The sequence below is a fragment of the Mycoplasma sp. 394 genome (assembly GCF_054353895.1).
Window position 1 is genome coordinate 35,579 of the sequence record NZ_JBTHHL010000001.1, and the last position, 16,443, is coordinate 52,021.

The following is a 16,443-nucleotide window of genomic DNA, read 5'->3' on the forward strand; positions in this document are numbered from 1 at the left end:
TATACCTTCCTAGTTAGTCTTTTGATTATTTTTGATTGTTATGTCATCATCTCAATAAATATCAGTATATTTTTTAGGATATAAGAAACTATTGTGTTTGATATATTCATAAAATGAATCTTGATTAATTTTATTGTCTTTTGAACCGAAAACATTGCGTACTTGTCCGGCGAATAAGTGTGCCGAAATAGCTCCATCAAATGAATTTCATCCTTCGGTTATCAGACCTACTACATTACCTTTTTCATCGTATACACCACTACCTGATGCACCACCGGCTAAATCAATCCCTACACGGTTGAATGATATCTTGGTTGATTTATATCTTGTTTGTTCATAATCTAAATCATTCATAAAGTATGGCATATACATTAATATGTATTCTCGATAACGGATTGATTTAACTGTTTCAGGACCAATCGTTCTTTCACCAGGGAATGAAGCAACATATCAATTTAATGCATCGAAATCTTGTAAGTATTTAACTTCATTACTGAGTTTTGTAGGTGCTAAGTTTTTTCAGTTTAAAATATATTTAATCGATTCTTTTGTTTGTGCATCCATTTGAATTTTTGATAAATCTACTCCTTGATATTGCTCAAAAATAGATCTTAAATCAATTGTTGCAATTACTAAGTCTTGATTTGCTGCAATATTATTTTCTTGATATCTTCCTTCATTATCAATGAAACTTCCGATATTATAGTAATCTTTAATAAGTTGATAGTTATATTTATAATTTTCAAACGCATAAATTTTAGTCAATTTTCCATCTTGTACACTAGGACCAGTTTGGTATGTTCCTGCAGCAGGACGATCTAATAAAGTTGGAATGTAAAAACTTGTAGGAGTATTCGGAACTGGAACATGCACAGCAACATGGTGGTTAGTCATTACATAGAAGCGATAATCATTATCATCATCTGGTTTAACCTTACCAATTAAGTTTCAAGTTCCTACACTGATTCTAAATGCACGTTGTCGCATTAAGTCAGCAGCACCTGATTTATCTTCTTTAAATAAACGTTTTGATTGTCAAGTTTTTATATCATCAACTGACATACCTGGAGAAAAGCTAAAATCATAGTTTTTATTTATATTTTCATTTAGGTATGATATTTTTGGATTAAAGTTTGATAATGCATCAACTTTATCTGAGTTGTATTCGATTTTAACATTTTCATTTGTATGAATTACAGCGATTCTAGCAGGTCCGATGAAAACATTTTTTTCTAAACCTATATTATGTGTGGCTATATCTTGGGTAAAATTATAATCTTTATCCTTAGAAATTACTTTTAAGGTAATAGTATTGTTAGAACTATCATAATATAAATTAAAACTAAATTTTGCATTTATTTTATTATAGTTGTGTTCTTGAACAGCTTGTGAAGTAAAAATTTGATAAAAATAAAAGTTTAAGTTCTCTAATTTACCAGTTTGCTTGAGTTTGGTTAAATTAAAAGGTAAACGAACTGTTGAATTTATTGTGTAAGCATAGTATAAGTCATAATTTGTGCGATCATGTAATTCAAATTCAAAATCAAACATCATTAATGATTCATTTTCAGGAATTTGATCAAGGTTTTTAAAATTAGATAATTTCTTAGTTAATGAAGCGGTTTTGTTTGAATTATCAATGTTAAATAATTTTGCTTTAACTTGTTCTCTTGGACCAAAAAGTTGAATTTTTTTGGTTTCTGAATTTTTGTTAAATTTATATACGATCGGGTTTGGATATGCTTGATTTAAAAATTCACGATCCTTGATGAATGTATAATCGGATAAATATTCTGAAACAGATCATAGATTATATAAACTAAAATCAACAGTATCGTTTGCGTAATTTGCTAGTCATTTTTTTCTTAAATCATAGCGACTAAAATCATTTGTGGTTCTGCGTTCAATTCCGTTTGCAGAGAAATTATTTTGATCAACACTTGCATAATTAAAATGATATGCCAGTGTTTTTTGTAGGTTTGCAGCAACATCAATAGTAGCTAATTGTTTATAGGTAACAGGTTTTACGATTCGGACTTTTTTTAGTGTATATTTAATATATTCATTAAAATTAGGTAGTTCAAATTTTCATAAATCATCAAATCTTACCATTATGTGCTTTGTGGGTTCAAATCCTAATACTAATTGATTATCATAGTTTTGTGTTTCTTTTTCAAACATAAAATCAAAGTACATATTTTTTAGGTATTTTAAGTTATGTGAATTAAAATTAAAGAAAGCAGAGGCATAAACTTTTTTAGTATTTTGATCCATATAATAATTAAAATAACTTAAATTATTATTTTCAATTGTTGTTATATTAAATTGGTATTTTTTATCTTCACTTAAATCAATAAATCCATCATTTAATAAAATATTAGTTATAACATATGAAATATTTGCATTTGAAAGTTGATTTATATCAAAACTTGCAATATTATTATTAATTGTTGGGGTTATAGTTCGAATAAATGGAATATTGTGATCAATTCCTTTAACTATAAAACTTAGATTATTAGCATTTGTAACATTAGAATTTAATGTAACATTCACTTTTTGAGCATTTTGATCAACTGTTATTGAATTAATATCATATGTATTTTTACTTGAATCAAAATTAATTTCAGTTAATGGTAAATCATGTATTTGTGTGGTGGTGCTAGTATTATAAACAAATGATACAATTTGATCACCAGCTAAAATGGTTGCATGATAATCATCAATTCTTCTAGTAGCAGTTACTTCAACGATGTTATTATTGCGTCATACCTTTAATTTTGTATTATTTAGATATGCTAAACGATCTGGATAAGTCTTCTTCCGAACTTTAACAAATACATCGATGTTATTACCTGTTTTAGGTTGTATTGAAATGCTTCTGATGTTTGCATCAACAGTAGTATCAAAATTAAATGTATATGGATGGATTCCAAAACTACTATTGAATGTTTTAATACTTTGATTGTTGTCATCTATCAATCCAATTAAGTCAATTGTCGCAGAGTGATCATATGGTATTTCATATAGATAATGATCATATTTCATTGAGGTTGCTGATATACTTTCTTCGACATTATTCTTACGAATTTTTAGTGTGTATGCTTTTGCAAAAGAGTTAGGAACTAAAAAATTTAATCTGTATTTTTGATGTGTAGAATCATATATATAACTTTTTAATTGAGCAAATGTACTATTATTTTGCTTGTTTTCGCTTGTTTCTTTTTGAGTAAAATAATCACTATGATTTGTGTTGTTTGATTTAATACTATCCAAAGTTAATTGATCACTTGTTTTGCTAGTTGCTGTATTTTGTAAATCATAAACAACAGGAATGTTATTTTGTTTAATTGCACTATATTTAGGTTCTAACAAAGCATTTGATTGTATTTTCTGATTTGGTGTTGTAAAAGTTTTATTATTTTGGAAAGTCATGTTTACATTTAATGGATTTGAACTACCTGCATCAGAATAAAGACTTACACCTTTAATAATATATGTTGTATTCGGATCTAGGTTTAAAAAACTGATTTGTTTATGTTTCAAACTCGATCTAAGTGATCTATATTCTTGATTTTGATCGCTTGATTTTACCACTTTTAACTCTATATAACCATTAAAATCAGAATTTGTATTAAAACCTAACACATAACTATCTTGATTTTGACTTAGATTATCATTAAAAGTTACATTTATATTTAATGAAGGTGTATTAAATTCTGGATAATTATTAATCGAAATGTTATCAAGCTTAGAAAGTTGATTTTCGCTTCCTTGTTCAAAGAAATCTATTGATTTAATGCGATATTTACTATTAAAATCAAGATTATTAAAACTAAATGAAGGATTTTTATCATTTATAGTAACAATATTTGATGTAATATCTTGGTTAATAACTTGATTATTACTGTCTATTGGATTTACTGTAATTTGTGCAAATTTATTTGCTAAATCTTGATCTGAATCAAGTTTTAGCAAAACATTGAATTGATTTTGGTAGCTAACACTGCTAACAGTTGCATTAATATCAATTTTTTGGTGATTATTTGGATTTTGATTTTCAGAACCTGGATTTTGTTCTTTGCTTTCTTCGTGTTCTTTATCAGGCATATTGCCAGAATGTGGATTTTGTGGATTTTCTGATCCTTTTTTATCATCTCCATCACCATTTTTTCCTTGTTGGTTGTTACCATTTTTATCTTCGCTACCATTTGATTCTTGATTTAATGTTGTAAATGATAAAGAGCGATTATCAACTGTATTTAAAAAACCAATCTTATTATTATTTTGCAACAAATTATCTATTTTATAAGTTGTATTAGGACTTAATCCATCGATACTTACTCTTACATGATTACTATTTATATTCACATTTTGCACTATATTTCTTATTTTAGATGTTTTTAAATCCTTAAGAGCAATTTTTAATTGATCATTTTTATGCAATGTCGCACTAAAATAAAGTTCTATAGCAGCAGAATTATCAGTTACATTATCAACCGTGATAGTATTTACTTTTAAAGCGTTTTTATTTTCATCGTTTTTAGGATTATTTATTGGTTTTTTTGAACCATAATTGCCATTATCATTTGATGTACAAGCTGATGCAATTGTAGGAAGTAAAATAGCAGAAGAAATAAATAATTTGGAAATGATGCGTTTATATTTTTTATTTTTCATAATAACCTCTTTACATGTTATTTTAAGTATACAAAAATATTAGCAAATTCTACAGATTTTATTATTCATTTTACAAAAACCAGCATAAACAAAAATACATGTTTTGTAAGATTAAAATAAAGTCATTTGATCATTTTCCTGCAAGTGATCTAGTATTTTAAGTTCTAATAACCTTTTATACAAAGTTTGATTGATTCCACTTCGTGTTTTAAAGTCTTCACGTGATTTAAATTTCATTTCAGAACGAGCAGCAACAAGTTTTTCGGCAGCAGCAATACCTAAACTCTTAATAGTTGTAAATGGAGGTATTAGACAGTTATTTTCATAATCAATAACTCATTCCTTAACTTTTGAAATTTCTAAATTTATATTACTAATGCTAAATCCACGAGCATAGCATTCACGTGCTATTTCTAAGGTAGTTAGAAGTTGTTTGTCATTCACTTTAGGATTTACCAATGCATTTAATTCACGAATTTTTTCATTTATTTTATGCATCCCAATATCTTCTACTAAGGTATCCAAGTCAAATTCTTCAACACGGGTACTAAAATAAGTTGCATAATACTCTAATGGTTTATATAATTTAAATCATGCAACACGTCATGCCATTAAAACATAAGCAGTAGCATGGGCTTTTGGAAACATATATTTAATTAATTTCATACTTTTTATTGCTCATTCAGGTACATTATGTGTTCGTAATTCATTTTCTTCTTCAGGTGTTAATCCTTTCCCTTTACGTACTTTCTCCATAATGTTAAATGAATAAAGTGGATCAACACCAAGAGAGATAAGAAAATTCATAATATCATCGCGACAGGAGATAACTTCGTTCAATGACATACCGTGTTCTTTAACTAAATCCTGTGCATTACCTTTTCATACATCGGTTCCGTGTGAAAGGCCAGAAAGCGAAATTAAATCAGCAAATGATTTAGGTTGTGCTTCAGCAAGCATTTTACGAACAAATTGTGTACCAAATTCTGGTAATCCTAATGCTCCAGTTGTTTCATTACCGATGTCATCTGGTTTGATGTTCATAGCTTTTGTTGAATAAAAAAGTGACATTACTTTTGCATCTTTTTTAGGAATGTCAGTTTTAACATTTAAACCTGTTAATGTCTCTAACATTTTAATTGCTGTTGGATCAACATGTCCTAAAATATCAAACTTAATAATATTATCGTGAATTGCACGATAATCCAAATGTGTAGTTTTTCAATCTAATTTAATATCATCAGCAGGGAAATTAATCGGGGTAAAGTCTTCGACACTAAATTGATTTGGTATGATAATGATTCCACCCGGATGCTGTCCAGTTGTGCGCTTGACACCTTCTAATTTAGTTGATAAAAAGTCAATAAAATCGTTTGAATATGGAATATTAAATTCTTCAGCCATATTTTTTATATAACCGAAACCTGTACGTCCTTGTATTGTTGAGATTGTCCCAGCACGAAAAGTTTTATCTTCACCAAAGATATGTTTGATTTCATCATGAATATTTTTTTGATAATCACCTGAGAAGTTTAAATCAATATCAGGAACTTTATCGGCATTAAAACCTAAAAAAGTTTCAAACGGAATTGAATTACCATCTTTATCCATAATAGTTGCACATATAGGACAATTTTTATCATCTAAATCAAAGCCGGATGTGGTAGGTGGATTTTCAACTAATTCAAAATGCTTGCATTTATCGCAAATATAATGTGGTGGAAGAGGATTTACTTCGGTAATACCCGCTAAAGTTGCAACTAAAGAAGAACCGACACTACCACGACTTCCTACTAAATACCCGTTATCAAGTGATTTTTTAACCAAAAGATGTGAAATTCAGTAGATCACATCAAAGTCATATTTTAAAATGGGATCTAATTCACTTTTGATGCGTTCTGAAATAATTTGTGGTAAATTTTCTCCATATTTATCTTTTGCAGTCTGATAAACTAAATTCTTAAGTTTTTCTTTTGAATTTTCAACTGTAGGAGTATACAATTTATCTTTAATAACAACGATGTCATCATCAATCATCTGTGAAATTTTATGGCTGTTATCAATTACAATTTGCTTAGCTAATTCAGGATTTAAATAACTAAAGCCATCAAGCATTTGTTTGGTATTTAAATAATATAAATCAGGGATAACAGTAAAATCAATTCGTTTTATTGTGTCTTTTTGATTATCATCTTCATTATCTTTGCTACGTTCTTCTTTGCTATTTTTGGTTTTAAGTAAAAAATGACGACTTCCACCTAGGCCTTTTGCATAAACAAGACTCTTATAAAAAATTTGATCATTAGGATTTTCATAACGACAATCCCCGATCGCTACAACAATTTTGTTTTTTGAAAGTGCTAATTTGATAACTTGTTTCAAAAGATTTTCAATCTGTTCTTTTGTATATTCAGTGTTTATATATAAATGTTTTAATGCATCAATATGCGGAATTTCGATATAGTCACAGCGATCTATAACTTCATTTATTTTCAAATCTGATGAATATATTAGTGCATTAATTAATTCACCTTTTAGTCCACCAGAACCTATTAGAATATTCTTTTTACCCTGTAAATCATTATAAAAAAGTTTTGGTTGTCCTCAAAATCTTTGTGTTAGAGTCATTGAAACCAGCTGAAAAAGTTCTTTTAATCCCAACTGATTCTTAGCCAAGATGCTGTATTGATAATTTGAACGAACTTTTTTATAAAATGCTTCAGGATTAGGTAAATAATGATATAAATCACCTAGTGTCAATACTTGTTGTTGTTGAAAACTAAAAAGCGATTGAATAAAAGCAAGAGAAAGTATTTCTGCATCATAGTCAGCACGGTGTGCTACAGATGAGTTGTATTCAACATTGAAATAACTGCAAAAATCTCCTAATGAGTGCTTGTTTTTATCAGAAAATAAAAGTCTAGAAATCATCAATGAATCGATAAAAACTGTATTAGGAAGTTTCATATTATTATCGATAAATTTTTGTAAGATAAAATGCATATCGAAATTAGCATTGTGTGCTACAGCGATTTTGTTATTTAATAAATTATAGATTTTTTGTAATCCTTCTTTCAAATCTAATCCATAATCATCCAGCATCGATTGAGTTATATTGGTAAGTTTTTGAGTAAATTCAGAGAGCTTACTGTTGCATTTGATAAAAAATTGTTCACTACCTATTTTTTTACCATTTTGAACTACAGTAGCACCAAATTCAATTATTTCACCTAGTTTGGGAGAAAGTGAAGTTGTTTCAATATCGAAAATCACATATTCACTTTCAACTAATTTGATATTTGCATCAAAGTCTTTTGTTAATATTATTTGATTATTTTCATTTATTAAATCTAAACTTGCTCCATAAATAGGTTTGATTCCTGCTTTTTTTGCTTCAGCAACAAATTTGGGGAAAGATTGCACACTATTTGAATCTAAAATAGCCACTGCTTTATGTCCCATTTGTTTAGCAATTTTAACTATATCAGCTGCATCAAAGACACTGTCCATTGCATTCATCTTGGATTTTGTATTTAATTCGATTCTTTTTTCTTCATTATCATCAACTCTTAATGAAACAGGATTATTAATTTTTGTAATTGAATAAATTCTTAATGTTCGACGGTATTCAGCACCAACTTGTTTGAAAATTAATACCCCGTTGATTTTGACAAAATCATTTATTTTAAAGGTTTCAACTTGTTCTGCATCATTATTTAGATATTGAATACATTGCAACGCATCTGAAAAATCTGTTATAAAGTACTTATTAATTTTGTAATTTGCATTATCAGATATATCGGTTTTATAAATCATTCCTTCAACACTAATATAATGCTGTTCTTTATTGTGGTCTAAATTATCAATATCCTTGATTGATGTTTTATAATACTCTTTTGATTTTCTTTTGATTAACGGTTTATTGCTATTTTGTGCAGGGATTTCAACTCTAACTTGTTCTTCTTTGAGTTTTTGATATACTAAATTTAAATCAACATTAGGGATCTCTTCTTCAATAACTTTTTCATAAAATTGAGATCCGATTTGAAATTTCAATAAACCAAATTCGTGCATTTTTTTAGTTAAAAATTCAATTGCTTCAACTACCTCGTACTTAATACTTGCATCATCGTATAAAATAAATCACTTTTGATTTTCGTGATTTACATAAAGATTTTTAGGTGTTTGATTTAGCATGTTATCCAAATTTACAAACATTTTACTTTTTGTTTTTGACTTAATAATAGTGGTAATATAATCACGAAACATCGGAGCATCGATAACATAGTCATTAATGCTATAAATAACACGGTATTTGCTTCCTCGTTCGCTTTTTAATGCTTTTAGAAGTTTTACTAAATCAGTTATTTTTGGTGCATATGGTAGCTTTAAATCTACTTCAATAATTCTTTTTGAATTTCGTGTTTGCAGTTCTGAAATTGTAGTAATGTATGCTTCAGAAAATGCTTCAATATTTCCTAAACCAATTTCTGAAGCAAAGTTTGCAAAGGTGCGATCTTTGTAAAAACTCATTTTATCCCCTAAATAATGCTAAAAATGTTCAAATAAAGAAGATTAGTGAAATACTATCGATTCGATCAACAATTCCACCGTGACCTGCTAAAATTCTCGAAAAATCTTTTATTGCTAATTTACGTTTTATAAAAGAAAAATATAAATCACCTGTAATTGCAGCAATTGGCGCTAATGTAAGTAAAATAACTATTGCAGCAGTGGTATTTTTAGATGAATTTAGAACAGATGCAACATCGGTATTAATATCATACCCCTTTGCAACTCCAAAATAAGCATAAATAAACACAAAACTAATTATTAGTGCAGCAACATACCCTACAAAAGCACCTTCTCAAGTCTTTTTAGACGAAATTAATGGTGCCATTTTATTTTTAAACATCTTATGTCCTAGGTATTTTCCGCCAAAATATCCACCTATATCCGAACTAACAGCGATTAAAATAAATAAGAGGATATATTCTAAGCCAGATGAAACAGTGTTTAAAAATAAAAATGTTTTTATGAAAAAACTTAATATTAAACTAGTTAGTAAAAACAACAATGCCTTTAAAAATAATTCTGTAAAATAAACATTTTTGATAATGATAATTCTAAAGATAATAAAAATAAGAACATTAACCAATAACATCAAGTGTGCTTGTCAATCAGTTCATAATCTTAATTCAAAAGCATCCAAACTGCTTATATTACTTGATGTGATAACTAAGTTTAAAAAATTAGTTCCTAAAAACATTAATGAATTTAGCAACAGTGCTTGAATAGCAGCATAAATTTTATGCTGTAAAAAGGCTAAGGAAACTTCAAAAAAGATTCAATATGCAAAAATGAAAACAAAAATCAATGCTATTGCTCGCACTGCTCAAAAACCACCTAATGAGCTTTGATATAATGGATATGATCAATAAAAACTATATCGTGTTAGCACCAATAAAGCAACTAATGCAATTAACATTATTAATGCAGGGATTAATCTAGATTTTAAAAAACTCTCTTTATTTATAGACATAATTAATATTATACATTTTATGCTTTGAATTTTTATTTAAATATATAATATTTCAAAATAAAGGAGTAAAATGGAAAAAATTAATATCGGTTATACAAATGAATCATATCACGATGGTGATTACTTTTTGCAATATAAAAAGTTTGATAAATTTAATCATAAACTTGATTATAGCATCCTTTCAGTGTTTGATTTTGTACCAAAATTACTTGAAAATGATCAAAATCATTCAAAATGGGAGTTTATTAAAAATTTAAAGGTAGATTTTAGCACATCTGATTTACATCAAATTGCTGATAACTTTCGTAAATTACATGATTCAGGTTTAAAATTTCCAAAAACTAATCATGCGGCACGTGTTAAAGAATACCGTCGCATTATAAGAGACAAAGGCTTGAAAGTACCTGTTATCGATGAATATTATAAACGCATCAATAACATCCTTTCTCATAGCGAAAATAATCGTCCATTGCATAATGACTTATGATCTGGCAATATAGTTAAAGATGAACAAGGAAAAATTTATTTTGTAGATTGAGAATATGCATCTATGGGTGATAAGCATTTTGATTTAGCATACTTTATTTGTGGTTCATTTTTAAATCCAGAGCAAGAACAAATTTTCTTAGATCGTTATGAAAATTATTGAGAAGAATATTTAATTCAACAAAAAATCTTTGTTTATTACCTTGTAATTTTGTGAATTAATGAAAAAGATAATAAACCTTATGATGATAGTGCATCAGTTGCGAAACTTAAAGAGATGGTGCAATTATACGAGTACAAAAAAGCTAATAATTTATTCAAAAAATAAATTTTGCTAAAATAAAAATATGATATTTAATTTGAATGATTTGTTTATGTATTTTGATGTAGACATTCCAGGTAGAGCAGCAGAAAAAATACCTAAAAACACCTTAATTCCCTTGGGAGTATTATTTGTTGTTTTAGCATTAATTTGTTTTGTAATTTATGCTAAATATTCCATAGCAAAAATTCGTAATTATAAGCAGTTACAAATGGATGAATATAATCGTGATAACCCTAGAAACAAAAAAACTACTTATGAAGCAACCGGAATGTATTTACCTGCTTGGCAGCGAGCAAAGTATAATATTCCATTATTTTTAGGTGTAGTTTTTATCGCATCTGCATTTATTATGTTTATGTTGTTGTTAAAAAGTTAATAATATCCTTAATATAAAATAAAAAATAGTTATAATTTTTATATATAAGGATAAACAAATTATGGATAAAAAACAAAAAAGAATATATTTTTTGACTTGAGGTTTTTTTGGGTTATTTATTTTACAACAATTAATTGCAACTGTTTATATAATTATTTTATTTGTAGGAATAATAAAGAGTATAAGTGATGATGAAAAATTAAATGAAACAGAAACAGGATATAAAATTTTGAATTTTTTAGCTGATTCTTCATCCCCTGTAGCAATTGTTTCTTATGTTATTTTTGCAATTATGTTTATTATTGGTATAGTTACCTTGGTTTTCCTCTATCACGATGATTTTCAAAGTATTCAAATGCAGAAAATTAAGAAATTATGACCTTTTATGTATGCTTTGCTTGCACTTAGCATTGCATCTCATAATATTCCATACCTTAATTATGTCAGCACATTAGGATTATTAGGTATTTTTGCATTAGGTGGAATAATAATACATAACTTTAGAATGATAAATAAAATTAAAATAGTTAATGATTTAAATATAAATAGTTCTTATCCTAATATTAATTTAGATATAGAAGACATTGATATAGAAACAAAAGATAAAATAGAATAATAAAAACACATTAATTTGTGTTTTTATATCTAAGAAAGGAGAGTTTTGAATCAAGATATTATTTATAGTGGTTTAACATCACAACAAGCAAAACAAAAACAACAAGAAAATGGATTTAATAAAATTACTAGTGAAAAAAAATTAAATATTTTTAAAGTTTTTATATCACAATTTAAAGACTTTATGATTATTTTGCTTTTAATTGCTGCAGCTTTTTCATTTGCAGTTGCAATATATGAAACAGTAAGTAAAAATTCTAAAAGTCAAACGGATATTATTGTTGGATTTATTGAACCTTTAATTATTTTAATAGTGATAGTTTTAAATTCGATTTTAGGTACATATCAAGAAATAAAAAGTGATCAAGCAGTTAAAGCATTAGAAAAAAACAATCAATTGATTTCTAAAGTGTATCGTGATGGACAACTGATGCATTTACCGGCTGAAGAATTGGTTGTAGGTGATATTATTGTTTTAGATGCAGGAGATTATGCCGGAGCCGATGCAAAAATATTGCAAGCTTACTGTGTTAATGTTGTTGAAGCGGCCTTGACTGGTGAATCATTACCTGTTGAAAAAAACGCATTAGAAGATAATCAACATCAAAATATTATTGAAAATACCAATCGCGTTTTTGCGGGAACTTATTTAACTAACGGACACTGTGTTGCAGAAGTAGTCGCAATTGGAAAAGACACTCAAATAGGTAATATTAATAAACTGATTCAAGAACAAAAACCGCAATTTACTCCTTTACAAATTAAACTTAATAAATTAAGTAAACTTTTTGGAATATCAGGTGTTGTTTTATTAGTTATAACAACAGTTATTCAATTTATTATTTCAAATGTTTTCACAAACATTTGAAATAACCCAGAAGTTTATTCTAATGCTGTAATAATAGGGATTTCACTGGCTGTTGCTGCTATTCCAGAAGGATTGATTACTTTTACAACTGTGTTATTGGCTATTGGTGTAGCAACAATGACTAAAAAACATGTCATTATTAAAGCATTTCCTGCGGTTGAGACTTTAGGAGCTACTAGTGTAATCTGTTCAGATAAAACCGGAACACTTACTGAAAATAAAATGACTGTAATGCATTTATATGATGCAATTGATCCAGATGTTCCATATGAAAAATCTTCGGCATTAGGTGCTTTTGTTGCTTGTTGTGATGCTAGTGTGCAAATAGGAGAAAATGGAGAATACATTGAAGTAGGGGACCCAACCGAAACTGGAATACTTAGGTTTGGACTAGATAACCAAAACTCTGCTCAGATGTTTTATCAAGCTTTTCAAAAATTAGATTCACTTCCTTTTGATTCAGATCGAAAAACAATGTCAGTTTTGGTAAAGAATCCGAAAGGAGAAAAAATTCTAATAACTAAAGGTGCCCCTGATGTAATTTTTGCTAAGAGCAAGGATGCTAGTGAATATCAATACCAATTAAATGAAAGTTGGGCACAAAAATCTTACCGTGTAATCGCAGTTGGTTATAAAAAAATGGATGCAAGTGCTGAAAAAATTACATTTGATGATGAAAATAATTTAGTCTTTTTAGGACTTATCGCAATGCAAGATCCACCTCGGGCAGGAGTTAAAGAAAGTATTGAAATAGCAAAACAAGCTGGTATCCACCCTGTTATGATTACCGGTGACCATCTTACTACTGCTACAGCAATAGCTACTGATTTAGGAATTTATAAATATGGTGATAAAGCTATCACAGGAGCTCAATTAGCAACGATGACTGATGATGAGTTATATAAAAATGTTCGTAATATTAGTGTCTATGCTCGTGTGTCACCGACTGATAAATTAAGAATAGTGAAAGCTTGACAAGGTTATCATGAAGTAGTAGCAATGACTGGTGATGGAGTAAATGATGCTCCTGCTTTAAAAGCATCCGATGTTGGTGTTGCAATGGGGATTACAGGGACTGATGTATCAAAACAAGCAGCAGATGTGATTTTGACTGATGATAACTTCACTACAATTGTTAAAGGAATTAAAAGTGGTCGCGAAACATATAATCGCATCAAAACTGTTATTTTAAACCTTTTAGTTTCTTCATTAAGTGAAATTATTGTAATGATTATCGGATTGTTTGTTTTATCAATTATCTTTAAAAAACACATCGCGGATGCTGAAGTAATAGTGCTATCGGCTTCACAACTTTTATGAATTAACTTATTAACTCATGGACTACCAGCGATTGCACTAGGTATGACACCAAGCAATTTAGATGTGATGCAGCAAAAACCTATTAATAAGAACCAGAGTATTTTTGCAAATGGTTTATGAAAGCAATTACTTATTCAAAGTGTAATTATCTCAATTGGTGCTCTATTAGCATATTTGACAGCTGCTTTAGTGGCCATTTCTAATAACATCAAAGGCGATGATTTTATCAAACTGACATCTACTGCAACATTCATTGCCTTAGGAGTTGGTGCAAGTATTAATTCAATTAATTTGATGTCTGTAAAATCTATCTTTAGATGTAATATTAAAGAATATAAATTAGTTTATGCAGCATCACTATTTTCATTGATTTGTGTAATCTTTGTAGCATTTGTACCTGGAATAAGAGTAGCATTTAAAATGGCTGATATCTCTAAGATAGCTAATTATAATGTTGCATATTCGTTAGCACCGATATTATTTGGATTATTGCTTACTATATATTTTGAAGCAAGCAAACTAATAAAATGATACAAAAAACCTAAAACTGCATAGTTTTCTATGTAGTTTTTTAATCTCATAGTGATATAATTTTACTATGAAATTAGTTGTAAATTTAGATAATGACGCAGATAAAAATCTTCATGTTTATATAGCAAAACAAGAAAATTATGATGGTATGGATAAAATGACTAATGTTGTGGATTTAGGATTATATACTAAATTAAGCAAAAAATATCCATGACATATACCATTGATTGAATCTGCTATTAGTGATTATGATTTAAAAAATATAGTTAATGAAGATTACACAGATTTAAAAGCATATATTGAAAAAGCTTTATCGGAAGCAAAAATAACTTATCCAACTAAAAATCCTAATGAATTATGATTAACAAAACTAATTAATAACATCGGTTTGTTTGATCATTTTAAATATGATAAAGATGATTTAAAAAACACTGTGACTATGACATTACTTAATTTGTTTTTAACAGATGTAAGGGGAGCATCGGATAAATTAATTGAACTTGATAAAATATATAAAAAATCAGACTACAAAGATAATATATACATAAAAGCACTTAATAATATTTGAAAGAATCATAAAATATTATATAAAAATGTTCAAAGAATTAGCGAGCAAATGACAGATAGCAAAATTTTATATGTTGCAGTTAAACCTATGACATATGCAGAATTCGATAATTCTAAAAAAGCAGGAACAAAATACTCCTATAATGATTTTTGACGAACCCAAAAGAATGTTGTTGCGGCTTTTAACAAGTTAGGTGCTCCTGTGTTTGTGCAAACTTATAATGTAACTTTTGGTGATGAATCCCAGTATCTTACCGACTTTTTAGATGCTTATTTAAAAATGTTTCCTAATTCAAATCCAACATTTTCAATAGAAAAAGAAATGATAACTGAAGAAAATATTCATTATATGCTTGAAAACAATATAAATTTCATTACATCAATTTCTGCATTTTATGGTGATCGTTCAGATTTTGATTACATTCTGGATCAAGGTGATTATAAACATTTTAAAGATGGAAGTAAAGAAAAACAAAGAGACAAAAAACTACAAATTGATTCAAAAACGTATGATATTAAACAGGTTATAATTTGAAATAAAAAACTTGAACATGAAGATCAGATGTTAAGGAATGAATTTTTAGAAGATTATGAAAATACTGCTGAAGATGAGAGAACTTTGGGTAATTTATCAGGATATGATTTAGGACGCTTTTTAGATGAAGACCCAATAATGGATCTCGATTTAGAATCAATTGAGAAATCAAAGGAACTCGATGGTTATTTGGTTTATAAAACTAATTTAATAGATATTACTGCATCGATGATTAAAAAGGTTGATTCAGATGCAAAACAAGTTCTAAAAAATGTTGACTTATTTGAAGATGATATTCGAAATGAATTTTGGTATATATATCAAAAAAACCACTATGATGCATATAATTTATTGATTTGTTTAGCAAGTTTTTTAAAAGAATATATTATGTATCTGCTTGATAAAAATTATCCGAATAAGAAATCAAAATATACAAGAGCAAAACTTCAAGTGATGCTAAAGGCACTGCAAGCAAAATCTGTATTTAATCAGACTACAAATAAAGTTATATCTTACCAACTACCAAAAGAAAATGATACAAAGCCTGAATGAGAACTTTATAATGATATTTTCAACATTATAAATAAGGATTAAACAACTG

At 28.0% G+C, this 16,443-nt stretch carries 8 protein-coding genes; 5 read left to right on the top strand and 3 right to left on the bottom strand.

From position 1 onward, the window contains the following. Positions 1-9 precede the first annotated feature (9 nt). From ACXYRQ_RS00110 to ACXYRQ_RS00120, 3 genes are all read right to left on the bottom strand, one after another. Positions 10-4,677 (bottom strand): hypothetical protein, encoded by a 4,668-nt coding sequence (locus tag ACXYRQ_RS00110; RefSeq protein WP_458614416.1) that lies wholly within the window; start codon positions 4,675-4,677, stop codon positions 10-12. 111 nt (positions 4,678-4,788) lie between these two features. Beyond that, positions 4,789-9,210, bottom strand: a complete 4,422-nt coding sequence (locus tag ACXYRQ_RS00115; RefSeq protein ID WP_458614417.1) for a PolC-type DNA polymerase III — start codon at positions 9,208-9,210, stop codon at positions 4,789-4,791. Position 9,211: 1 nt separating this feature from the next. Continuing rightward, positions 9,212-10,219, bottom strand: coding sequence for a phosphatidate cytidylyltransferase (locus ACXYRQ_RS00120; RefSeq protein ID WP_458614418.1), 1,008 nt, complete (start codon positions 10,217-10,219; stop codon positions 9,212-9,214). 70 nt (positions 10,220-10,289) lie between these two features. Between ACXYRQ_RS00120 and ACXYRQ_RS00125 the strand changes: the two genes are divergently transcribed. The 5 genes from ACXYRQ_RS00125 to ACXYRQ_RS00145 all read left to right on the top strand — a co-directional run bounded on the left by ACXYRQ_RS00125 (position 10,290) and on the right by ACXYRQ_RS00145 (position 16,436). Continuing rightward, the gene (locus ACXYRQ_RS00125; RefSeq protein WP_458614182.1) at positions 10,290-11,033 is read left to right on the top strand and encodes a phosphotransferase; all 744 of its coding nucleotides are present in this window, start codon (positions 10,290-10,292) and stop codon (positions 11,031-11,033) included. A 19-nt stretch (positions 11,034-11,052) separates the two neighbouring features. Next, entirely contained in the window at positions 11,053-11,406 is a 354-nt protein-coding gene (locus ACXYRQ_RS00130) for a hypothetical protein (RefSeq protein ID WP_435130384.1), read from the top strand. Between the two features lie 61 nt (positions 11,407-11,467). After that, positions 11,468-12,022: a hypothetical protein gene (locus tag ACXYRQ_RS00135; protein WP_458607297.1), complete on the top strand. Its 555-nt coding sequence runs from the start codon at positions 11,468-11,470 to the stop codon at positions 12,020-12,022. A 45-nt stretch (positions 12,023-12,067) separates the two neighbouring features. After that, on the top strand, positions 12,068-14,764 hold the full coding sequence (locus ACXYRQ_RS00140; RefSeq protein WP_458614419.1) for a cation-translocating P-type ATPase: 2,697 nt from the start codon (positions 12,068-12,070) through the stop codon (positions 14,762-14,764). A gap of 43 nt (positions 14,765-14,807) precedes the next feature. Further along, complete coding sequence (locus ACXYRQ_RS00145) at positions 14,808-16,436, top strand: hypothetical protein (RefSeq protein WP_458614420.1); 1,629 nt, start codon at positions 14,808-14,810, stop codon at positions 16,434-16,436. Positions 16,437-16,443 lie beyond the last annotated feature (7 nt).